Genomic DNA, 26,914 nt, shown 5'->3' with positions numbered 1-26,914 from the left:
CCGTAGTTCGACGAATTGTTCGTTTTGTCTCTGCGATGGTATTCGCTACCACCAGATTCATGTGCTCAATACAGGTTTTCATCGAGATAGATTTCCAATACTGTGCCGATTTCCGCGAGCACCTGCGGTTCGATCATCTGATTGTGGGCGCAGTCGACTTCATGAATTCGGACTTTTCCGGTCACGAATTCATTCCATTGCGCCGGGTCGCGAGAAACTCCATCGCCGGAGCCCTGTGCTGCGGAGAAGAACAGAACGTTTCCATCGAAGACATCGGGCACGAAGCGGTTCATGATTGTCGTCGAGTTACCGAATCCGTCGTTGATCCGTTCCAGATGCTGCGGAGTCACACCGGTGTTCTGGCCGAAGGATTCGTTCAGAAGTTCCACCGCGCTCTCGTAGGTCAGCGCTCCGTCCGATTCCTGGTTCCCGACATCGAGGCCGAGACCGGCGAGCAACTCCTCGACGCTGAGTCGACCTTCGACCGCCTCGGCGGGTTCGAGGACGTAGCTGTCCAGAATCGTCAGGGACTCGACGATGGATCCGTCATGGCAGAGTTCGACCGCGACCGCATGAGCGATGGCGCCGCCGAGTGACCACCCGAGCAGGTTGTACGGACCGACCGGCTGGACTGCGCGGATCTCCTCGACGTAGCGGTGTGCGAGAGCCTGAATCGACTCGAAGGCACCGCCTTCGGAGATACTCGGAAGCTGAAGACCGTACACAGGTCGATCGGCCGCGAGGTGACGAACAATTCCGGAGTAACCCCACGACAGTCCGATGCCGGGGTGAACACAGAACAGAGGTGTTCCACTCCCCTGCCCGCGCAACGGAATCACGACGCCGAAGGCACTGTCCAGAGAAGACTGCTCGCTTTCCGTGGAATCGATTCGGGCGGCGAGCCCAGCCGCGGTCGGGTCGAGGAAAAGGGCCTGCAGCGGCACGCGCACACCCGTCGCAGTCTCCAGAGCAGGTACGACGCGTGTTGCCACCAACGACGTACCTCCGAGATCGAAGAAGTTGTCGTCGACACCGATGGTCTCGACTCCGAGAATCTCGGTGAAGACCTCGATGACAGAGGCTTCGGTCGCCGACGACGGCGCCCGATAGGCGACTGTCGCTCCCGTCAATTCCGGTACCGGCAAGGCTCGACGGTCCAACTTACCGACGGGAGTCAGCGGAATCTCGTCGAGGACCACGATTGCGGTTGGGACCATGTGCCGCGGAAGCGTTTCACCGACGAACTCGGTCAGCGTGGTCGTAGTGACCGAGCGCCCATCGGCAATCCGAATGTACGACACCAGGACGGTGTCGCCGGACGGCGCGGTATGACCGATGGTCGCCGCGAACACGACGGCGTCGTGCGCGGTGAGAGCGGCGTCGATTTCGCCGAGTTCGATTCGGAACCCACGAACCTTGACTTGGAAATCGCTGCGCCCGACGAATTCGATCGTGTGGTCGACAGTCCACCGAACCACGTCTCCCGTGCGATACATCCGTTCGCCCGGTTCACCGAACGGATCTGCAACGAACCGTTCCGACGTCAAGGCGAAACGAGAAAGGTAGCCGCGAGCAGTTCCAGGTCCGGCAATGTAGAGCTCTCCTGCCACTCCCGCCGGAACTGGACGCAGGCGTGCGTCGAGGACCAGGTAACGGAAGCCGATGGCGGGCTGTCCCACATCGATGACCTGACCGGGGACGAGTGGCCCACCCACGCTTGCTTGGATGGAAGTCTCGGTCGGTCCGTAACCGTTGAACATTTTTCTGCCGGGTGCCCACCGAGCGATGAGTTCGGACGTACACGCCTCTCCTCCGACTGCGAGAACGCCGACGTCGGTAAGCCGGTCGCCATCGATGGAGGACAGCGCAGCCGGGGTGAGAAAAGCATGCGTGACGCCGGACTGCTCGAGCAGATCTGCAAGATCGTCACCGCCGAAGATCCCGGGCGCAACGATGACGACAGTGGCTCCCACACCGAAGGCCATCATGAGTTCGTAGATCGAGGCATCGAAGCTCGGGGACGCGATATGGGAGACCCGCGACTTCATAGTCGGATGGAACCGGTGCGTGACCTCCTTTTCCAGATTGGCCAGACCACGGTGCCGCACGGCAACGCCTTTGGGTCGTCCTGTCGAGCCCGAGGTGTAGATCAGGTAGGCAGGATGATCGAGCTGCAGGGTAGACGTCCTATCGGCGTCGGTGACCTCCTCGGTCGGATAACGCTGTGCATCGTCGACGAAATCGGGATCGTCGATGACGAGCCACGGGATCGTGTCGGGAAGTTGGTCACGGTATTCGGCGACAGTGATACCGATCGGTGCTTTCGAGTCGGTCAGCATATGAGCGATGCGATCGGAAGGATAGTTCGGATCTACCGGTAGGAAGGCCGCACCGGATTTGGTCACCGACCACATCGACACGACCGATTCGATCGATCTCGGTAGGGCAAGCGCGACGAACGACTCGGGGCCCAAGCCGAAGTCGATCAACATGCGCGCGATACGCGTCGACAGGTCGTCCAGGTCTCGGTACGAGAGGCGGGTATCCCGAAATTCCAACGCGATGCCGTCCGGATTCAGCGATGCCTCTGTCGTGAGCATCTGCGGCCAGGTCTGCTCCTGCACACCGTCATCACCGCGTGCCGGAGCAAACTTTTCGCGCTCCTCGGGCTCGAGTACGTCCACGTCACCGATCGGTGACGTGGGGTCGAGGGTGACCGAATCCAGTATCCGAACGAAGCGATCGGCGAAGGACTCGACCGTGGCGGGATCGAACAGCGATGTCGCAAAGTCGAATGCAGCTTCGATTCCCGCCGGCTGCCCGGCCTCGTCGAATGTCTCCGAAAGCAGCAACTGCAAGTCCTGTTTCGCGACAGGAACATCGAAGTCGAATCCTTCGACGGTCAGCGAGGGTAGTTCGAGCCGTGCCTTGGTGTTGTTCTGGAATGACAACGCGACCTGAGACAACGGTGAGTACGCCGTCGACCGTGCCGGATTCAGTACTTCGACGACACGCTCGAACGGGATCTCGGTGTGGCCGAAAGCTTCGAGATCGGCATCGACAACCCGACCGAGCAGCGACTCGAACGATTCGGCGCCATCGACGACAGTCCGAAGTACGAGAGTATTGACGAACATGCCGATCAAGTCGTCGAGTGCCGCTTCACCTCTGCCTGCCACCGGAGTGGTGATAGCGATATCCTCTGTTCCGCTGAGGCGGGCAAGGGTCGCGGCAAACGCACCGTGCACGACCATGAACATAGTGGCGTTCCGCTCGCGGACGAATTCCGTTATGCGCCGATGCACGTCCTTGTCGATGGAGAACACGATGCGTCCACCGCGGAAGTCCTGCAAGTTCGGCCGTGGACGATCCGTCGGCAGCGGAAGCAGGTCGGGCACTCCCTGGAGTGCGGTGCGCCAGAAATCCAATTGTCCGCTGGCGATGCTGGCAGAGTCCTTCTCGTCTCCGAGTAGTTCGCGCTGCCAGAGCGTGTAGTCCGCGTACTGCACGGGCAACGGTGCCCATGCGGGCGCGCTCGAGGCAGTCCGAGCCGAGTAGGCGATCATCACATCGCGGGCGAGCGGGGCCATCGAGGCTCCATCGGCCGCGATGTGGTGCACCACGATGGCAAGGACGTGCGTGGGTTCGACCGAGGACTCGATTCGGTATAGCGCAAGACGAATCGGGATCTCGGTAGTGACGTCGAATCCGGTCCCGGCGATAGTGCCGATGGCATCACGAAGGTCGCCATCGGCAATGGACACCACCGAAACAGCAGGAACGACGTCTTCGGTCCGGTGGATCCGTTGTTCGGGCATGACACCGTCGGACGGGAACGTCGTCCGCAGGGATTCGTGCCGTTCGAGCAGGTCCGCGACGGCCAGTTCGAGTGCGTCGAGGTCGAGTTCTCCGGTCAAGCGCACCACCAGCGGCACGTTGTACGCGGGCGAGCTCGGATCGAAGGTGTTGATGAACCACATGCGCTGTTGTGCCAGCGACAGCGGGATCCGCTCGGGGCGAACGACAGCGCGTAGGGCGGGGCGGTCACCCGAGGGCGAGGACGTACCGATGGCCGCAGCCAGTCCTGCGACTGTGGGCGTTTCGAAGATTGCGCGAACTCCCAGTCCCGCACCGCTCGCGGCATTGATGCGCGCGATCACTCGGGTGGCCGACAAGGAGTCTCCACCTAGATCGAAGAAGCTGTCGAGCGCACCGACGCGGTCGATCCCGAGAGTCTCCTCGAAGACGGTCGCAACCGTGGTTTCTCGAGCGTTCCGCGGCGCTATATATGCGTTTGTGTCCGAACCGAATTCGGGTTCGGGCAAAGCACGGCGGTCCAATTTTCCGACCGGTGTCAGCGGTATCTCGGCAAGCTGCACGAAAAAGGACGGCACCATGTGACCGGGAAGGCTCGCCGACGCATGTGCCGTCAGTTCCGCGGTGTCGATCTCCGCAGAACGGTCAGCGGACCGGACATAGGCAACCAGAACTGTTGCACCCGAGGGCGATTCGGATCCTACGGTCGCAACGAAGTCAACGGCTGGGTGGGTGGAGAGCACGGCGTCGATCTCGCCGAGCTCGATGCGGAACCCGCGCACCTTGACCTGGAAATCGCTGCGCCCGATGTATTCGACGGTGCGCTCGGGCGTCCATCGAACGACGTCCCCGGTGCGGTACATACGAGCGCCGGCCATCCCGAACGGGTTCGCGACGAAGCGTTCGGAAGTCAACGCTCCTCGTGCGTGATAACCACGTGCCAGGCCCACGCCTGCAAGGTACAACTCACCAGACACGCCGACTGGAACGGGCTGCATCCGGGTGTCGAGCACGACTTCGTACACCGCGCGGATGGGACCGCCTATAGTCAGCGCGGAATCAGCGTCCAGCGGGTCGCTGATGTTCGACATGATGGTGGTCTCGGTCGGGCCGTAACCGTTGAACAAATTACGGCCGGGTGCCCAGGTTGCGACCAGCTCGGCGGGAACCGCCTCGCCTCCGACGGCCACGTACTGGAACGAGTCGAGGCCGGCAGGATCGACCGAAGCGAGAACTGCCGGGGTGATGAATCCGTGAGTAACTTTCTCGGACGCGAGAATGTTCGTGAGCTCTTCGCCACCGTAGACTGTCGGCGGGACGATGACCATTGTCGCGCCCATTCCGAACGCCAGTAGGTACTCGAGCACCGAGGCATCGAAACTCGGTGACGAAACATGCAAAGTCCTCGATTGTGGGGTGATCTCGTATCGCTCGGACTGCTCGGCTGCAAAATTGTCGAGACCTGTATGCGTTACGACAACACCCTTGGGTAGGCCGGTCGAACCGGATGTGTAGATCGCGTAAGCGACGCTGTCGAGCTGGATACCGTGGACTCGCTCGTCCTCGCGAAGAGGTGACACCGCGTACTCGTCGAGTTCGGTCGCTATCTGTGCATCGTCGAGAACGGTCCAGCCACCGCCCCCGGCAAGGGTCTCGGGGAGGCCGGGCACATTGGCCCGCATCGTCAGACCGAACTGCGCACCCGAGTCACTGACCATGTGGTCGATACGATCTCGTGGGTACCCGGGATCCACGGGGACGAATGCGGCACCGGTCTTGGCGACCGCCCACACGGAGACGACCGATTCGATCGACCGAAAAAGACCGAGTGCTACGAACGATTCTGCGGACACGCCGCGTGCCAGGAGCAGTCTGGCCAGTCGCGTTGACTGCCGATCCAATTCACCGTATGTCATTGTCCTGTCGGCGAATCGAAGTGCGATGTGGTCGGGATCGAGTGCGGCTGCCTGCTCGAAAATGTGTGGCAACAGTCTCTTCGAGCCGCCTTCAGCGCCGACGACCGGAGCCAAGGAAGCGTGTTCGATGTCGTCGAGCAGGCGAACCCGCGCCAACGGGCTGCGATCGTCGATGAGTACGGCATAGAGCACCCGCTCGACGCGGGCAACGATGCGATCGATCTGTTCGGCGGTGAAGAGATCGGGCAGATATTTCGCCTTCAAGTGAAGGCGATCATCGACCGACGCAACAAGAGTCAGCGGATAGTGCGCGGCGTCCGAACCCAGGACGTCGGCCACCTTCATTCCCGCGATATCGGTCTCTTCCGACAAACCGGCGCGGTCGACCGGATAGGACTCGAAGACGGTAAGGGTGTCGAACGAAACGCCCGGGCCTGCAGCGCGCTGAATATCGGTCAGACCCAGGTAGTGATGGTCCAGCAATGCTGCCTGTTCCACCTGCACCCGATCGATGAGGTCACCGATCGGTTCGGCTGGGTCGAGCGTGATCCGCACGGGCAACGTGTTGATGAACAGGCCGATCATCGACTCGATGCCGTTGACTTCCGGCGGCCTGCCGGACACTGTGGCGCCGAAGACGACGTCGCTACGACCGGTCAGTGCGGCAAGTACCACGCCCCAGGCGCTCTGGACGATGGTATTGAGCGTCGATCCGTGCTGTGCCGCGAAATCTCGCAGCGCCGCAGTGGTCTCCAGTGACAACGATCGAGACCTCTCCACCGAAGTCGTCGAGAGATGACGGCCACGATCTGCATCGGCGAGAAGGGTGGGTTCTTCGACGCCTGCCAGAGCACGCGTCCATTCTGCAGTGGACAGCGAAGAGTCGCGGGTGTGCATCCACGCCAGGTAGTCGCGATACGCGGGCACGCGAGGCAACATCGAATCGTCGCCCGCAGTTGCGTAGAGCGTCAGCAGTTCCTTGATCAGCAGAGGTGTCGACCATCCGTCGAGCAGGATGTGGTGGTTGGTCATCAACAGACGCCACTCCCCCTCTGCTTTGGTGATCAACGTGAACCTGAGTAGCGGAGCACGATCCAGTGCGAATCGCGTGGCGCGGTCGGATTCGAGAACACGGTCGAGAGCGGCGTCGCTATCGGTTTCGCCGCGCAGATCGACGTGACTCCAGGGAACCCGAATCCCCGTTTGAACAACCTGCACGGATTCGCCGTCTGCATTGTGTACGAACGCTGTTCGCAGATTGGCGTGGCGATCGAGCAAGGTCTGAGCCGCAGCATTCATTCGAGCGATGTCCACGACACCGCGGAGCTCCAACCCGAGTTGCACCATGTAGGCGTCGACACCGGTGTCGACGCTCTGGTCGACCTCGCCGGCCAACCGCGCGTGGAACAACAGGCCGGCCTGCAACGGCGACATCGACCAGACATCGTCGAGAGCAGGAAAGCGTGCCTCGAGCTCGGTGATGGTCGCCTGATCGATATCGACCAAATCCAGATCCGACGGCGTGAAGCCACCCGCATTCGACGTCGTCGCGTGCGTCGTCAACGCGGTCAGCGCCGCAACCCACAGTTCGATCAGTCGATCCACCTCGTGCGAGGCCAGAACACCGGCTGGATAGGCGAAAGTGGCGTCCAGAACGGGGCCAGTCGATGTCGCGTTCGTGACGGCGTTGATGTCCAGCACAGCTGGAACCGGCATGTTCGGGTTCTGTGCGTCGCCCAACGTTGTGTCCGACACCGGAATCCATCCGACATCCTGCATGTTCTCCGAAGAACCGGTGGCGAAGCGCCCCAGGTAGTTGAAGCTGACCTGTGGACGGGGGAACCCGCCCAGGACAATTCTTCCTTCCTCGGTCAGATACCGCAGCATGCCGTAGCCGATGCCATGATCCGGGATCGCCAGCAGCTGTTCCTTCACCGATTTGATGGCATCGCCGGCCGCGGGTCCCCCTTCGAGGACGTCGTCGAGATCGATTCCGGTCAGACCCAGGCGCACCGGGAAGATAGTGGTGAACCAACCGACGGTACGTCCGAGATCTGCACCCGGCACGACGCCGTCTTCACGACCATGGCCCTCCAAAGTGACAAGGGCATTATCGGCAGTCGAGCCCTGCTCACGTCGCCAGGCCGTCAGTGCCACAGCGAGACCAGTCAGTAGTCCGTCGTTGACGCTGCCATGGAATTTCTCCGGGAGTGTCGTCAGAAGATGCTCGGTGACAGTCGTCGGCAACGACACTCTGATGCGTTCGACGGTGGCGTCGACGTCCACGGCCGGATCCAGGACCCGTGAACCTATGACCTCGTCGGCTCCGGCGAGCATGCCCTGCCATAGCGGCAACTCGTCCGTACGCGTCCCGGCGACCTCGGCGAGACCTGTTGCCCATCGACGCATCGAGGTTCCGGTCTCGGGCAGAGCGGGTTCGGTACCGGCCACAGCATGTGCCCAAGCCGAAGCCAGATCCGGCACGAGGATGCGCCAGGACACCCCGTCGATCACCAGGTGATGCGCGACGATGAGAAGACGACCACGGCCCAAGCCGTCGGCGAACCAGACCAGCTGAATCATTCGACCGACCGTCGGATCGAGACGATCTGCGGCAGCGTCCAATTCGAGCGCGGCTAAGGTGGAGAACTCTGATCCTTCGATCGAGTCGACGTCGACCCTGTGGATGATCGACGAAGCCTCTACCGACCCGACCGGCTCCACCGTTTCCGACCAGACACCGTCATAGTTCCGGTACAGGCGCGCACGGAGCATGTCGTGGGTGTCGAGGACGGTCTGAACAGTAAAGTGGAGAATCTCCCGCTCGATCTGCGTAGGCAGTTGCAGCAGCGCAGTCTGGGTGTATCGACCGAACTCTTCGCTGCGTTCGAGCATCCACTGCACGACGGGGGTCAGCGGAAGGTCGCCGACTCCACCACCCGGCAACTCCTCGAGGACCACAACTTCGGAGTCCTCGGCGCGGCGAGCTACCTCGGCCAGTGCCGCAACGCTCTTGCGCTCGAACACGTCTCGCGGAGCGATGACCAACCCTGCTGCCTTGGCGCGCGAGACCAGCTGGATCGACATGATGCTGTCGCCACCGAGCGCGAAGAACGAGTCGTCCACTCCGACTGCATCCAGTCCGAGAACCTCGGCGAACAACGATGCAAGGCTTTCTTCGATCGGCGTCGCAGGGGCCCGGCTCAATGTGACACTCGAGGCGAAGTCCGGTGCCGGCAGAGCTCGGCGATCGAGTTTTCCGTTGGCCGTCAACGGAAGCGCGTCGAGGACGATGACTGCCGCGGGCACCATGTACGACGTCAGCGTCCCGCTGACGAACTCCAGAATCGACGAAGTGTCCACGGTCCGGCCCGCTTCCGGCACGACATAGCCGACAAGACGATCGCCTGCCCCGCCGTCGCGAACCGAGACCACCGATTGAGCGACGCCGTCGTAGCTGGACAACGCAGCCTCGATCTCACCCAGTTCGATTCGGAATCCATGTAGCTGGATCTGCATGTCACTACGGCCGAGGTACTCGAGTTGGCCGGCACGGTTCCACCGAGCGGTGTCACCGGTGCGATACATCCGAGTTCCGGCGCTGCTGTCGGGGTCCGCGACGAAGCGCGTCGACGTCAGAGCTGTTCGACCGAGGTATCCGCGTGAAAGTTGTGCGCCGGACACATACATTTCGCCGGTGACGCCAGGAGGAACCAGACCCAAGCGTCGATCACGCACGGACACAGTCAATCCGGGGATAGCCTGCCCGATGACGCTTGCGGACGCAGAGGCGGCGAACTCCTCGTCGAGCGGAAGGTAACTGACATGCACGGTGGTTTCGGTGATTCCGTACATATTCACCAGAGTGGGCGAATCCTCGGCATATCGGGAATACCAACGACCGAGTTGACCGAGATCGAGTGCTTCGCCACCGAAGATCACGTAACGCAGCGCCAGAGGATCGGAGTCAGCAGGCGCCGTGCGGTCTGCCTCGGCGAATTGGTAGAACGCCGTCGGTGTCTGATTGAGTACGGTGACCTGTTCGGCAACCAGTAACTCACGGAACAGCTCCGGAGAGCGCGCCGTGTAGTAGTCGACGACGACGAGTTTGCCGCCGTACAGCAACGGCCCCCAGAGCTCCCACACCGAGAAGTCGAAAGCGTAGGAGTGGAACATCGTCCACACATCGGATTCGTCGAAGCCGAACTTACCGATGGTGTTCTCGAAGAGCGTCGCGACGGTCGCATGCGTAACTTGAACGCCCTTGGGGCGGCCGGTGCTCCCCGATGTATAGATGACGTACGCGACCGAATCCGGCCTGGCGTCGCCGACACGCTCGTTCGAAGACAACGGTTCCGGTGACAGCGAATCCAAAGTCGACACGGTTTCCGGGTCGTCTATCAGGACCGTTGCGAGAGCGTCGGTGGGAACCGATTCCACGTCCCGAGTCGTCGAAACGACACACACGGGCCGAGCATCGTCGAGCATGAATGCCAGTCGGTCTGCCGGATAGGTGACGTCGACGGGGAGATACCCGCCGCCGGCCTTGAGTACCGCCAGCAGTACGACGATCAACCCAGCAGTCCGCGGCATAGCAACTGCTACAAGCGTTTCCGGGCCTACCCCGGCTGAGACCAGGTGGCGAGCGAGCTGGTTCGCGCGAGAATCGAGTTGTGCATAGGAATATCCGGTTTCACCGTCGACGACGGCCGGGGAGTCGGGGAAGCGTCGAACAGCAGCCTCGAAGCGAGCGGTCAGGGTCTCGCTCGACGGCAGTGTTCCTGGGTGATTCCAGTCGGACCGCATCGCAGCCGTCTCGGCGGGGTCCACGATCTCGATCTCACCGATCGTGACGGTCGAGTCCGCGGTCACAGCATCGACGATTGCGACGAATCTGTCAGTGAACTTCTGCACCGAGTCCTCGTCGAACAGGTCGACGGCATAGGTCAGTGCACCCGACATCCCTGAGGGAGAACCTGATTCGTCGAAGTGCTCCGACATCGTCAACTGCAGGTCGAACTTTGCGACTCCAGCATCGAATTCGAGAGCTGTGACGCTGAGATCGGGCAGTTCGAGGTGTGCGCTCTGGTTGTTCTGGAACTCCAGTAGTACCTGGAACAATGGTGAGTGATCGGTCGAGCGTGTCGGTGCCAGGGCGTCGACGAGTCGCTCGAAGGGGATGTCGGTGTTGTCGAAGGCCGCGAGATCTGCAGCACGGGTAGCAGCGAGAAGTTCGGTGAAACTCGCGTGCGGTGAGACCTCTGTCCGCAGAACGAGGGTCCCCACGAACATACCCACGAGGTTGTCCAAGCCCGCTTCACCGCGCCCGGCGATGGGAGTACCGATAGTGATGTCCTCGGTACCACTGAGACGAGCCAGCAGTAATGCCAGCGCAGAATGGACAACCATGAAGACTGTCGAGCGGGTCTCACGTGCGAGCCCGACCAGGCGATCATGAGTTGCTGCATCGATGTCGAATGCGACCGAAGCACCTCTGTTGGATTGTTGGTTCGGGCGTGGATGATCGATCGGCAACGGCAACACATCCGGCACATCTGCCAACGCCTGAGACCAAAACGCCAACTGACGCGACAGCACAGAGTCCGGATCATCCTCACTACCGAGAACCTCACGCTGCCACAACGTGTAATCGACATACTGCACCGCCAACGGCTCCCACCCCGGAACCCCACCAGCAACCCGAGCGCTGTACGCCACCATCACATCAGCAGCAAGCGGCGCCATCGACGCACCATCAGCAGCAATATGATGCACCACAATCGCCAACACGAACTCACCTACACCCACCCGATACAACGACGCCCGAAACGGCACATCCACCGTCACATCGAACCCCGCAGCAGCATCGGCAAGAATCCGCTCCTGCAACCCATCCGCATCGAGCTCCACAACCGCCAAGTCGACCACCACATCGGAAACAGACCCGATCAACTGACACGGCAACTCACCCTCCACCGGGAAAGTAGTCCGCAACGACTCGTGACGAACCAACACATCCCCCACCGCAGCCTCTAGCGCAGCCACATCGAGAGCACCCGACAACCGCACCGCAAGCGGAATATTGTACGCAGGCGAAGACGTATCGAACTGATTGATGAACCACATCCGACGCTGCGCCTGTGACAACGGAATCACCGACGGACGCTCCACCACACCCAACGCCGGGCGCGGACTGGCGACGGCGCTATCTGTTGTTCGAGTGGAAAGCGTTGCAACGGTGGGTGATTCGAACAACATGCGAACGCTGATGTTCGCGCCCAGCGCAGCATTGACCCGGGCCGTCACTCGTGTGGCGCTGAGTGAATCACCGCCGAGATCGAAGAAATTGTCGTCGAGGCCTATAGCTTCGGCACCGAGCACTTCTGCGAAGACCCGGGCGATGGCTACTTCTGTCTCGTTGCGAGGTGTACGTCCGCTGCCGGCACTGGGCAATTCTGGCGTAGGTAGTGCTCGGCGATCCAACTTACCTGCCGGAGTCAACGGAATGGAATCCAATACCACGAACACCGACGGAACCATATGCGCCGGCAACACCGACACCACCCGATCCCGCACCGCATCGACATCAACCACCCCACCCACCACACCGAGCACATACGACACCAAGATCGTCGCGCCCGCCGGACCATCGACACCCACCGTCGACACGAAATCAACCTCCGGCAAAGCCGCAATCACCGCATCGATCTCACCCAACTCGATCCGGAACCCACGAACCTTCACCTGAAAATCACTGCGCCCCAGATACTCCAAAACCCCAGAACCAGTCCACCGCACCACATCACCCGTGCGATACATCCGCACCCCATCACCGAACGGCGCCGCGACGAACCGCTCCGCCGTCAACCCCAATCGATCGTGGTAGCCGCGAGCCAACCCACCACCCGACAGATAGAGCTCACCTGCAACGCCCACCGGCACCGGCTGCAAACGCGAATCCAACACCACCACAGCAAAACCCGACACCGGAGAACCGATATCGACCGGATCACTCGGCGACATCGGCGCACTCAACGACGCAAACACCGTCGCCTCCGTCGGACCATACGCATTGAACATCGACCGGCCCGGCGCCCAACGATCGACCAAATCCGACCCCGAGGCATCACCGCCGGTCGCTACGACTGCGAGTGAATCGAGACCGGTGGGATCCACCGACGCCAACGCAGCCGGCGTGACGAAGGCATGCGTGATCTTCTCATCGCGCAGCAACCGAGCAAGCTCGACACCGCCGAAGACATCGGTCGGCGCAATCACCATCGCCGCACCGCCACAGAACGCCAACACCAACTCGAGCACCGACGCATCGAAACTCGGCGACGCGAACGCCAAAGTCCGCGATGCAGGAGTGACCCCGAACCGAACACGTTCTTCCTCAGCCAAATTCGCCAAACCACGGTGTGTCACAACGACACCCTTCGGTACACCCGTGGAACCCGAGGTATAAATCAGGTACGCAGCATCATCGAGGTGGACCGATCCCAGGCGATCGCTGCCGAAAAGCGGCTCAGCTGAAAGATCGACAAGCTCTCGTACGGTCGACTCCTCGTCCAGGGCGATCCACGACACCCCGCCGCCGGCCTGGGTCAAACCCGACACATGCTCGACCGCGGTAATACCCACTACAGCACCAGAATCGGACAACATATGAGCAATACGGTCCACCGGATACGACGGATCCACCGGTAAGAACGCGCCACCGGCCTTCGCTACCGCCCACACCGCAACCACCGACTCCACCGAACGACGCAACCCCAACGCGACGAACGAACCCACACCCACACCACGCGAAATCAACAACCGCGCCAGGCGTGAAGATCGAACATCCAAATCCCCATACGACACCGACACCCCACCACACACCAACGCTGTTGCGTCCGCACCGGCGGCATCGACCGCAGAAGACAAAATCTCCGGCAACAACAGGCCATCCACCGACACACCACCACGCACCGGCACCAACAACTCACGCTCGGACACCGACAATAAATCCAGCTGTCCCATGAGTAGGTCCGGCGTCGTTGAGAACGCCGTCAACACTCGAACGATGCGCTCGACGATCGATTCGACCTCCATCGAGTCGAACAGTTCGGGTAAATATTTTGCTTCGATGTGCAGTTGTTCGTTCGCCATGGCGACCAGCGTCAGCGGGTACTGAGCGGTATCGCTGCCGTCCAGAATGTTCTGTACCCGCATACCCGCGATGTCGGTGTCATCGGAGAGTCCTGCCCGATCGACCGGATAGGACTCGAACACGGTGAGCGTGTCGAATGCGACTGCCGGTCCGACCGCACGCTGGATCTCGGTCAAACCGAGATAATGATGGTCCAACAGACCAGCTTGTTCCGACTGGAGTCGAGCGATGAACTCGCCCAACGTCTCCCGTGGGTCGAGTGTGACGCGAACCGGCAACGTGTTGATGAACAACCCGATCATCGATTCGATGTCGTTGATCTCGGGCGGCCGACCGGACACCGTTGCACCGAACAATACGTCGCTGCGTCCTGTCAGTGTACCGAGGACAGTTCCCCACGCGGCCTGGACGAGCGTGTTGACCGTGACCCCGCGCTCGCGTGCCACCCCGCGCAGTCGATCGGTGTCCGCGGCTGACAGTGATGTCAGTACACGTGCTGCGAGCGTCGACTCTTGCCGACGGCTTTCGATCGGCGTCAGCAACGTCGGTTCGGACAGCCCGGACAACGCTTCGCTCCACGCAGACCGCGCGCTCGCTGAATCGCGGCGACTCATCCATTTCAAATAGTCGCGGTATGCAGGTACACGAGGCAATATCGAGTCGTCACCATCGGTTGCGTACAACGTCAGCAGTTCGCGGATGAGCAGAGGCGTAGACCAACCGTCGATAAGAATGTGGTGATTGGTCATGACCACTCGCCACTCGCCCGGATGGACGTCGATGAGCGTGAACCGCAGGAGCGGCGCCTCGGCCATGTTGAAGCGCGTAGCGCGATCGGTAGCCATGATGCGTTCGAGTTCGATCTGCGCCGCGGACTCGTCCAGTCCAGTGAGGTCGTATTCGTTCCACGGCACCTCGACATCACGTTCGACGATCTGTACGGAATCGCCTTCCATGTTGTGCACGAAGGCAGTCCGCAGGTTTGCATGCCGGTCGAGAAGTCGCTGCGCGGCAGCCCGGAAACGTGCCCGATCCAGTGTTCCACCCAGCTCCAACACCAGCTGGACGATGTAGGCATCGACGGACTGGTCCGACAACTCTGCGTGGAACAGCAGTCCGGATTGAAGCGGTGACATGGACCAGATGTCCACGAGCTTCGGATACCTGAACTCGATGTCGTCGATGGCCGCTTGATCGAGCTGCACCAAGTCGAGATCCGACGGGGTGAACCCACCGGCGTCGACACTGCGTGCGTGCCGCGCCAGGCCGGTCAAAGCCCGGACCCATAGCGCGGTCAGTTCCTCGACATCTTCGGAATCGAGCACGCCCGACGGAAAGGCGAAGGTGGCTTCGAGAACTGGGCCTGCCTCACCGGTCGTGGTCACCGCGTTGATGTCCAGTACCGCTGCTACCGGAAGATCCGAGTTCTGGACGTCGCCGATATCCGCGTCGTCGACAGGTAGCCAACCCACGTCACCAAGGTTGTCCGGGATGCCCGCGCTGTAGCGACCGAGATAGTTGAAGCTGATCTGCGGACTGGGGTGTGCGGCAAGCGCCTCCCGTGACTGCTCGTCGAGGTAGCGAAGCATGCCATAACCGATACCGTGATCCGGTACCGCCAACAGGCGTTCCTTGACCGATTTGATCAGGCTTCCGGCGGATACTCCACCGGCCAATGCATCGTCGATGTCAGTGCCGGACAAATTGATTCGAACTGGGAAGATGGTGGTGAACCATCCGATGGTTCGCCCTAGATCGGCACCGGGCACCACGTGATCTTCACGTCCGTGGCCTTCGAGGCTGACGAAGACCTCGCCGTCCACTACCTCGTCGTCCATTCCGCCTCGTGTACGGCGCCACGCTGCGATTGCCAGCGCGAGTCCGGCCATCAATCCGTCGTTTACACTGCCGTGGAAGACATCGGGGATCGTGGTGAGTAGATCCTCGGTGACCGCTGCGGAGAGCTCGACGTCGATTCGCTCCACCGTGTCGTACACATCGACTGCCGGATCGAGCGGACGAGACCCGATCAATCTATCGTGACCGTCCAGCACCTGTTGCCACAGATCGAGTTCGCTGCGGCGATCGACAGCTTCATCTCGGAGACCGTGGGCCCAACGGCGCATCGATGTTCCCACCGGCGCGAGTACGGGCTCTTGGCCGGCGACTACTTGCGACCAGGCCGATGCCAAGTCCGGCACCAGAATCCGCCAGGACACACCGTCGACCACGAGGTGGTGGGCGACGATCAGTAACCGGGAAGGCTGTGAGCCTGCGTCGAACCACACCAACTGCAGCATCGACCCCGCGCCCGGATCCAACCGGCCCGCAGCTCGATCGAGTTCGGCCGACGCCAAAGTCGAGAATTCGTGACCCGAAGCCGAATCGACGCCTACGCGGCGGATGATCTCGGCGGCAGCGACCGCCCCTGCGGGACGAACGTCCATCATCCATTCGTCTTGGTCGTGCTGCAGGCGAGCGCGAAGCATGTCGTGGTGGTCAAGCACAGATTGCACTGTGCGCTCGAGCACCGTTTGCTCGATGCCGGGTGGCAGTGTGAGCAATGCGGTCTGCGTATGACGATCGAACTGTCGAGTCCGCTCGATCATCCAGGACACGATCGGTGTCAGCGGGACCTCGCCGACTCCGCCGCCTGGAAGCTCCTCCAAGATCGCGGTGTCCGCGTCATCCACCGACAGGGCGACCTCGGCCAGCCCAGCAACGGTCTTGCGTTCGAAGACATCACGTGGTGACAGAACGAAGCCTGCTGCTTTTGCGCGCGAGACCAGTTGAATCGACATGATGCTGTCGCCACCGAGGGCGAAGAATGAGTCGTCGACACCTACATGATCGAGGCGCAGAACCTCCGCGAATAGGCCGGCCAACATCTTCTCGACCGGAGTGTTCGCGTCTCGGCCGGACTCGGGCCTGTTGTCGAACGACGGCTGCGGTAGTGCTCGGCGATCGAGCTTGCCTGCGGGGGTCAGCGGAATGGCATCGAGTTCGACGAATGCCGTCGGAACCATGTGAGCGGGCAACGCTGCAGCAACCTGCTCACGCAACGCGCGCACATCGAACCCGGCATCGGCTGTCGGCAGGACATAAGCAACGAGAATTGTGTTTCCCGCAGGCCCGGTAGTGCCGGCAGTCGTCACGAAGTCCACGGACGGATGCGCAGCGAGCACACTGTCGATCTCGCCGAGTTCGATGCGAAAACCTCGGACCTTGACCTGTGAATCACTGCGCCCAACGAACTCCAACGCACCGTCGCGGTTCCAGCGAACGATGTCACCGGTGCGATACATGCGCGAACCGACCTCGTCGAACGGGTTCGCGACGAACCGCTCGGCGGTCAGCCCGAGACGTCCGTGATAGCCGCGGGCAAGTGCTGGGCCCGCGAGGTAGAGCTCACCCGGTACGCCGACCGGGACCGGATTCAACCGCTCGTCGAGTACGACTTCGACGAAACCGATTGTCGGGGAACCGATGTCGACGGGTGCCCCCGGGGACATGCTGGTGCTGATCGAAGAGAAGATAGTCGCCTCGGTAGGACCGTAGGCATTGAACATCGACCGCCCCGGTGCCCACCGGGCAACCAATTCCGGAGGACAGCTGTCGCCACCGGTAGCGATGACCTCGAGCCGGGTCAGACCGATCGGGTCCACGGATGCCAGTGCTGCGGGTGTGACGAAAGCATGGGTGACCTGCTGTTCCGCGAGGAGCCGACTCAGATCGGGCCCGCCGTACGTCGCAGGGGGTGCGATCACCATGGTGGCTGCGCCGCCGAAGGCCAACATGAATTCGAGAATCGACGCATCGAAACTCGGGCTGGCGAACGCCAAGGTGCGCGAAGCAGGAGTGACCCGGAATCGGGTGCGCTCCTCCTCGGCGAGGTTGGACAACCCCCGGTGAGTGACGACGACGCCCTTCGGAACGCCAGTCGAACCCGAGGTGTAGATCAGGTAGGCGGCGTCGTCGAGTCGCAGCGGCCGAAGACGATCGACGTTGCGAACCGCATCGCCCGAGTGTTCGGCGATGGCGACCATCTGGTCGGCGTCGTCGAGCAACACCCAGGTCGTCGCCGAGAGACGCTGCAGCTGGGGCGCATCTGATGACGTCGTGAGACCGAGGACAGCTCCCGAGTCGGTCAGCATGTGTTCGATACGGTCAGCTGGATACGTCGGATCGACGGGGAGGAATGCAGCACCAGCCTTGGTCACAGCCCACAGTGCAACGATGGTGTCCGCCGAACGCGGCGTGGCCAGCGCAACTACCGCGCCGGGACCTGCACCGAGGCCGACCAACGCTCGGGCCAGCTGCGATGAACGGATATCGAGTTCTCCGTAGCTGACGACGGCGTCTTCGAACCACAGGGCGTCCGCTGCAGCACCCGCTGCACTGACTGCCGCCGTCAAGATATCCGGAAGCAGTCGTGCGTCTTCTCCTGATGCACCGCGGACGGGCGCCAGCGCATCTCGCTCCACGGTGGAGAGGACATCGATATCCCCGACGATGATCGTTGGTCGGCCGGTCACTATATGCAGAATTTTGAGCAGACGAGTCGCGAACACCGATACGGTCGACGAGTCGAATAGATCACTCGCGTACCGGAACGACGCATCGATACCTGCTTGACGACCCGAATCATCGAAAGACTCCGAAATTGTCAGCTGGAGATCGAAGTTCGCAATGGCATTGGCAAGTTCGATCCCCTCGATCTCGAGGTCCGGCAAAGTGATGTTCGGCCGATCGGTCTGCTGGAACTCGAGCAAGACCTGGAACAGCGGCGTGTACGAGGTCGATCGAGCGGGGTCGAGCGCATCGACTACCCGCTCGAACGGGATGTCCGAGTGCGTAAAAGCTGAGAGGTCCGCAGTGCGCACCGTGTCGAGCAGAGTGTCGAAGGGAGCAGATCGGTCGATCTCGGTACGCAGAACCAGCGTGTTGACGAACATGCCCACCAGGTCGTCCAGAGCCGCGTCGCCACGTCCCGAGATTGGTGTGCCGACCGAAATGTCATCGGATGCAGACAATGTCGACAGCAGCACGGTGAGAGCTGCGTGAACGATCATGAACACGCTGGAGTCGCGAGATGCCGCCAGCTCGGTTATCGCGCGGTGAAGATCGACGTCGATGTCGAAATCGATCTGAGCGCCTCGGAACGACGCTTCCGCCGGGCGAGGCCGATCGTACGGAAGTGCGAGTACATCCGGGGCGCCGGACAACGAGTTGACCCAGAAGGAGAGTTGAGTCGACATCAGCGATGCCGGATCGGACTCCGAGCCGAGAAAGTCACGCTGCCACATCGAATAGTCCGCGTACTGGACGGGTAGCGGTGTCGGAGTGGGGGCATCACCACCAGACCGAGCGCTGTACGCGACGATGAGATCGCGGGCGAGCGGAGCCGTGGAGAAACCGTCGGAAGAGATGTGATGAACGACGAAACCGAGAACGTATTCTTCCTCGTCGACTTCGATCAGTCGGGCGCGAACGGGAACCGAACGTGACACATCGAAGCCGGTGCCCGCCATCTCGGTTACCAACTCGAGTACGTGTGCAGCTGAATTCGCGGAAATCGGTGTCAGGTCAGGTAACGCTTGGTGGGATTGAAGAATGGACTGGATCGGTCCAGTGTCGGTCAGCGGGAAGACCGTGCGCAAGGACTCGTGCCGGTCGATCACGTCGCCGATCGCACTGCGCAAAGCGTCGATATCCAGGCGCCCGGTCATCCGCATAGCGAAGGCAACGTTGTATGCGGCGGAGGATGTGTCGTACTGGTTGATGAACCACATTCGCTGTTGCGCGAGCGACACCGGGATGGATTCTGGGCGCACTACCGACGTCAAGGCCGGGCGTGCATCGGTCCGGTATCCGTGGGACTCGGCGGTCTCGGCCAAAGCTCGGACTGTCGGCCCGTCGAACAGATCGCGCACTGTCAATGTCGAACCGAGCGCAGAGTTGACGCGTGCCACCAGGCGCATGGCTACCAGCGAGTTGCCACCCACTTCGAAAAAGTTCTGGGTGACTCCGAGCTGGGAGAGACCGAGAAGATCGGCGCACTCGGCAGCAATGATCTCCTCGACCGGGTTCTGCGGGCTGACCAGCTCGACATCAGCAGTTCCGAATTCTGGCTCCGGAAGCATCTTTCGATCGAGCTTGCCGCTCGCGTTCAGAGGGAACTCGTCGAGTTCGATGAAAAGGGAGGGAACCATGTACGCGGGTAACGACTCCGCCAGCGCTGTGCTCAGTTCGGCGCCGTCGACTACTCGCCCGCGTGCAGCGACCACGTAGGCGACCAGAACCTCGCCGGTTGCTTCGTTGCTGTGGACGATCGCGACTGCCTGGGCAACGGACTCGTGGCGCAGCACAGCAGCTTCGATTTCCGGCAGCTCGATACGCAGACCACGGAGCTTGACCTGGAAATCGGTACGACCGATGTATTCGAGGTTGCCGTCGCCGCGCCATCGTACGAGGTCCCCGGTGCGGTATATCCGAGCGCCTGGCTCCCCGAACGGATCTGCGATGAACCGATCCGCGGTGAGATCCCCGCGTCCGACGTACCCGCGAGCAAGCTGAATACCGGCGAGGTAGAGCTCACCGGGTGCACCGATGGGAGCCGGCTTCAGGGACGCATCGAGAACGTAGACCCGCGTGTTCCACACCGGCGCCCCAATCGGGACAACGGTGGGATCTGTTGCAGCGCAGTGGTAAGCAGTGACGTCGACCGCAGCCTCGGTGGGACCGTACAGGTTGTGTAGATCCGCACCGGAGAAGTCTGTGAACACGCCGACGGTTGCCGGCGGCAACGCCTCCCCGCTACAGAACACCAGCCGCAACGACACGCAGTCGTCGGAATGTGCACCATCGGTGAAGACGGCCAGCATCGACGGAACGAAGTGCACCGTGGTGATGCGCTCACGGAGAATCAAACGCGAAAGGTATTCCGGGTCGCGGTGCCCATCCGGTTCGGCGATGACGAGCTTCGCGCCGATCTGCAGAGCCCAGAAGAACTCCCACACCGACACGTCGAAGGTTGCAGGAGTTTTCTGCAGCACATTGTCCGACGGCTCGAGGCTGTATTCGTCCTGCATCCACAGCAGGCGGTTGACGATTGCTTCATGGCTGACCGCAACACCCTTCGGGCGCCCGGTGGACCCCGAGGTGTAGATGACATAGGCGGTGTTTCGTCCGCTGATCGCACTGTGACGCTCAGCGTCCGTCACCGGATCGGTAGCCCGGTCCGAGACGTCGATCAAATCCACGGCGAGCACTGGAGTGGCCACAGGGACGTTGATCCAGTCCCGACTGGTGGTCAGAATGCACACCGGATCAGCACTGTCGATGACATACGCCGAGCGATCGGTCGGGTGGTCCGGATCTATCGGGACGTAGGCACCGCCCGCCTTGACGATTGCGTACATTCCCACAAGTAGATCGATCGAGCGCCGTATAGCGAGCCCGACGTGGGTTTCCGGACCCACCCCGAGTGAGATCAAGTGACGTGCAAGCTGATTGGAGCGGTCGTCGAACTCGCGGTAGGTCACGTGTTCGTCCTCGAAAACCAAAGCTATCGAGTACGGGCTCCGGGCCACCTGCAAATCGAACAGGGTATTGAGCGTCGGATCCGAACCGACCGTCGCCGGCAGGACGTGATCGGTTGCGTTCCAATCTTCCAGAACGGTCTCGCGCTCGCGTCGTGACAGGATCTCGACATCGCGGAGCGGGACTGTCGGAGACTCGCATATCGAACGCAGCAATCTGAGGAATCGATCCACGAAGTTGTCGATGGTAGATGCATCGAACAGTTCGGTGGCATACGTGAATGCTGCTGGGAGCGAACCTGATCCCGTTGCGGCTTCATCGACCCGCAGCTGCAGATCGAACTTGGTCGTTCCGGTCGACAATTCCTCGAACGCGACGGCGAGGCCGGGCAGTTCGAGGTGTGCGCTCTGGTTGTTCTGGAACTCCAGTAGTACCTGGAACAATGGTGAGTGATCGGTCGAGCGTGTCGGTGCCAGGGCGTCGACGAGTCGCTCGAAGGGGATGTCGGTGTTGTCGAAGGCCGCGAGATCTGCAGCACGGGTAGCAGCGAGAAGTTCGGTGAAACTCGCGTGCGGTGAGACCTCCGTCCGCAGAACGAGGGTCCCCACGAACATACCCACGAGGTTGTCCAGGCCCGCTTCACCGCGCCCGGCGATGGGAGTACCGATAGTGATGTCCTCGGCACCACTGAGACGAGCCAGCAGTAATGCCAGCGCAGAATGGACAACCATGAACAGGGTGGAGTCATGGTTCGACGCCAACTGCATCAGTCCATCCCGACTGTCGGCGGGGATCTCGAATGCGCGGGTTGCACCCGATATCGATTGTTGGTTCGGGCGTGGATGATCGATCGGCAACGGCAACACATCCGGCACATCCGCCAACGCCTGAGACCAAAACGCCAACTGACGCGACAGCACAGACTCCGGATCATCCTCACTACCGAGAACCTCACGCTGCCACAACGTGTAATCGACATACTGCACCGCCAACGGCTCCCACCCCGGAACCCCACCAGCAACCCGAGCGCTGTACGCCACCATCACATCAGCAGCAAGCGGCGCCATCGACGCACCATCAGCAGCAATATGATGCACCACAATCGCCAACACGAACTCACCTACACCCACCCGATACAACGACGCCCGAAACGGCACATCCACCGTCACATCGAACCCCGCAGCAGCATCGGCAAGAATCCGCTCCTGCAACCCATCCGCATCGAGCTCCACAACCGCCAAGTCGACCACCACATCGGAAACAGACCCGATCAACTGACACGGCAACTCACCCTCCACCGGGAAAGTAGTCCGCAACGACTCGTGACGAACCAACACATCCCCCACCGCAGCCTCGAGCGCAGCCACATCGAGAGCACCCGACAACCGCACCGCAAGCGGAATATTGTACGCAGGCGACGACGTATCGAACTGATTGATGAACCACATCCGACGCTGCGCCTGCGACAACGGAATCACCGACGGCCGCTCCACCACACCCAACACAGGACGCGAACCCCTGGCCTTGGAACTTTCGGCGCGTAATGCCAGCTCTTCGATGGTGGGTGCCTCGAAAAGGTCGAGAACCCGCAGTCCGGTCCCGAGCTCCGCATTGACGCGCGCCACGAGTCGTGTTGCGACGAGCGAATTTCCACCGAGGTCGAAGAAGCTTTCGTCGATACCTATTCTGCGGCCGTCGAGAAGTTCGGTGAACACGTCGGCGATTTTCTGCTGTCGCGCTGTTTCCGGAGATCGGAATTCGGACTTGCGTCCGAGTTCCGGCGTGGGTAGTGCTCGGCGATCCAACTTGCCCGCCGGAGTCAACGGAATCGACTCCAACACCACGAACGCCGACGGAACCATATGCCCCGGCAACACCGACACCACCCGATCCCGCACCACATCGACATCGACTGACCCGCCCGCCACACCGAACAGATACGACACCAACACCGTCGTACCCCCAGGACCATCGACACCCACCGTCGACACGAAATCAACCTCCGGCAAAGCCGCAATCACCGCATCGATCTCACCCAACTCGATCCGGAACCCACGAACCTTCACCTGAAAATCACTGCGCCCCACATACTCCAAAACCCCAGAACCAGTCCACCGCACCACATCACCCGTGCGATACATCCGCACCCCATCACCGAACGGCGCCGCCACGAACCGCTCCGCCGTCAACCCCAACCGATCATGATAACCACGCGCCAACCCAGGACCAGCCAAATACAACTCACCCACAACACCCACCGGCACCGGCTGCAAACGCGAATCCAACACCACCACAGCAAAACCCGACACCGGAGAACCGATATCGACCGGATCACCCGGCGACATCGGCGCACTCAACGACGCAAACACCGTCGCCTCCGTCGGACCATACGCATTGAACATCGACCGGCCCGGCGCCCAACGATCGACCAAATCAGAACCCGACGCATCACCACCAGTAACCACCACACCCAGCGAATCCAGACCCACCGGATCCACCGACGCCAACGCCGCCGGCGTCACAAAAGCATGAGTAATCTCCTCCTCACGCAACAACTGCGCCAACTCCACCCCACCGAAAACATCCGTCGGCGCAATCACCATCGCCGCACCACCACAGAACGCCAACACCAACTCGAGCACCGCCGCATCGAAACTCGGCGACGCGAACGCCAAAGTCCGCGACGAAGTCGACACCCCGAACCGAACCCGTTCTACCTCAGCCAAATTCGCCAGACCCCGATGAGTGACCACCACACCCTTCGGCACACCCGTCGAACCCGAGGTATAAATCAAATACGCCGCATCATCGAGACGAACCGAACCCAACCGATCACCATCGGACACCGGCTCACCAGACAACCCACCAACCTCACGCGCGATCGCCTCATCGTCCAGGACGATCCACGACACCCCACCGCCCGCCTGACCCACATCCGACACATACTCGGCCGCAGTAATCCCCACTGTCGCAGCCGAATCCGACAACATATGCGCAATCCGATCCACCGGATACGACGGATCCACCGGCAAGAACGCACCACCGGCCTTCGCTACCGCCCACACCGCAACCACCGACTCCACCGAACGCCGCAACCCCAACGCGACGAACGAACCCACACCCACACCACGCGAAATCAACAACCGCGCCAACCGCGAAGACCGAACATCCAAATCCCCATACGACACCGACGCCCCACCACACACCAACGCCACAGCATCCACACCCGCAACACCCACCGCAGAAGAGAAAATCTCCGGCAACAACAGGCCATCCACCGACACACCACCACGCACCGGCACCAACAACTCACGTTCGGACTCGGACAACACGTCGATATCATCAGTGAAGACGCGCGAATTCTGAGAGACAACGCGGAGCATCTTGATCAGCCGAGCGAGGTGACCACGAAGTGCCACTTCGCTGAGAACTGCTGCTTCGCAATCGAATCGGATTGCAATCCCGCGGGGAGCGCCGAGCGCATCGAACGTTTCGTCGACCGACACCACCAGTTCGACGTCGGTGTCGACCGCGGGCGTCGCTTTGGTTCCGAACGCCAGCACGACGCGATAGAGATCGTCGCGTGAGAGTTTCTCGAAGACGTCGGCCATCGACACGTCCGCATGAGCGAGAGCAGCGGTATCGCTCTCGTGCGCGCGGGAGGCCAACTCGGCGAACGGTTCTCCGCGCACGACCGAAGTCCGAAACACGATGGTGTTGCCTTCGGTGAACGGTGTCCGCGCGCCGATCGCGATGTCGGTCTCCCCCGAAAGGCGGGCCAACAGTGCGACAAGAGCAGCGTGAACAGTGACGAGAACGCTGGATCCGTGCTTTGCCGCATCGGAAGTAAGTCGTCGGTGGACTCGGTAGTCCACGCTAGCCTCGACTCCAAGTCTCGGCTTCGGATGAACCTCGGAAGGTGTTCCCTGTGTGGACGGCCCCAGGCCGACTCCGGCAGGTGCGTCGGTAAGCGCTGTCGACCAGTAAGCCAACTGTTGTTGCTCGAGTCTGCGGCGGCGGCCGACAGCTGCGCTCTCGGCGTGCACATCGTCGACCAGATCAAGTGGGCCTGCCTCGACGAACGCGGAGAGGATGTCGATGAATCCACGATGATGACGGGCGAGATCCGCATCGACGTATCTGTTCGGATTTCCGCGGAAGTCGATGAATGTTTTTGCTGGAGAGCCGCTTTGGTAGATGTTGACCAAAAGGTCGTCGACCGGGCCAGAGGTGACGATGTTGAATTCACCGGAGATGGGCCCGAGATGGATTTCTTGATGAAACAGCATCACGTTGACCATGGGCGCAAGTAGGCCGCTATCGAGGCCCTTGGCGGTCAGGTCGCGTCGGATGTCCTCGATGCTGAATCGCTGATGTCGCAGCGCTCCCATGAGTTCGAGTTGGACATGCTGTACCAAATCGCCGATGCTGCCGGCCGGAGAGACACTGATGGGCAGCGGAGCGACGTTGACCAGCATTCCGCCGGAGCGACGGAGAACTGCGGTCGTTCTTGCGGACACTGGAATGTTCACCAGGACGTCTTCGCGCCCCGTCATGCGTGAGAGATAGCACGCGAATGCTGCGATGACTACGGCGGCTGCCGTTGCGCTCTTTGTGGCGTCCGACTTCTCGAGGTTCTTCACGACGTGCTCGTCGAGGGCCGCGCTTTCGAGCTTACTCGCGGCTACCGTGGCACCATCGGAGTTCGCCAGTGTGGCGCCACCCTGCACCTCACGTACGTGTTCGGCCCAGTACTCGCGGTCGGTTTCGAACCGCCCTGAATGTCGGTATTTCTGATCGAGTGAGTACAGCTTCTTCAAATCCGCTGCACTCGACGGCTTGGGATCCTTTCCTTCGAGCTCGGCTGTATAGAGCTCGGCCGTGCGGTTGACCATGGTCATTGCGCCGTAGCCGTCGAGTGCGACGTGGTGAATTTTGCTGTACCACAAGAAACGACTGTCCTCGACTTGCAGAATCCACACCGTGACCAGGCGATCGCGGCTCAGATCGACTGGTGCCGTGTAATTTTCGTCGATCCATGCTTTTGCGGCGGCCATGGGATCCGCTTCGCTACGCAGGTCCAGAAAATCGACGTTGTCGTCTATGCCGTGATCGACGATCTGGATCGGTTCCCCGTCGATCTCGGACAGGCGAAGAAAGGCAGATTGAAATTCGTGCCCGGCGGTACGTGAAGACTTTCTCAGTAGCTCGAGATCGAGGTCACCTCGTAGGTCCACGTACTGCGCAATGCAGACCGGGACCTCGGGCGCCAGTTGCTGCGCAAACCACATTCCACGCTGCGCCGAGGAAAGCGGAAATCCTGAGGTCTCGTCATCGCTTCGAGGAAGGGAGCCATGCGACTCCCCCGAAATCACGGCTCGCATTCATTCGCCTTTCTGACGCGGGAACCTCGTCGAACAGATCGTCGGCTTCGACACCGGTCGTCGATACGATGCGCGAGCAGGATCGATCAATGTGTTCACTG

Annotated in this window: 1 protein-coding gene; it reads right to left on the bottom strand. The window is 61.3% G+C overall.

Annotation, left to right across the window (positions count from 1 at the left end):
• Window positions 1-65: 65 nt before the first annotated feature.
• Window positions 66-26,813, bottom strand: coding sequence for a non-ribosomal peptide synthase/polyketide synthase (locus O1W68_RS17995; protein WP_269305860.1), 26,748 nt, complete (start codon window positions 26,811-26,813; stop codon window positions 66-68).
• Between the last annotated feature and the right edge of the window lie 101 nt (window positions 26,814-26,914).

The organism is Rhodococcus sp. H36-A4, assembly GCF_027158005.1.
GTDB lineage: Bacteria > Actinomycetota > Actinomycetes > Mycobacteriales > Mycobacteriaceae > Rhodococcoides.
Note: the sequence above shows the minus strand (reverse complement) of the source record. Positions and strands in the feature narration are given on the sequence as shown.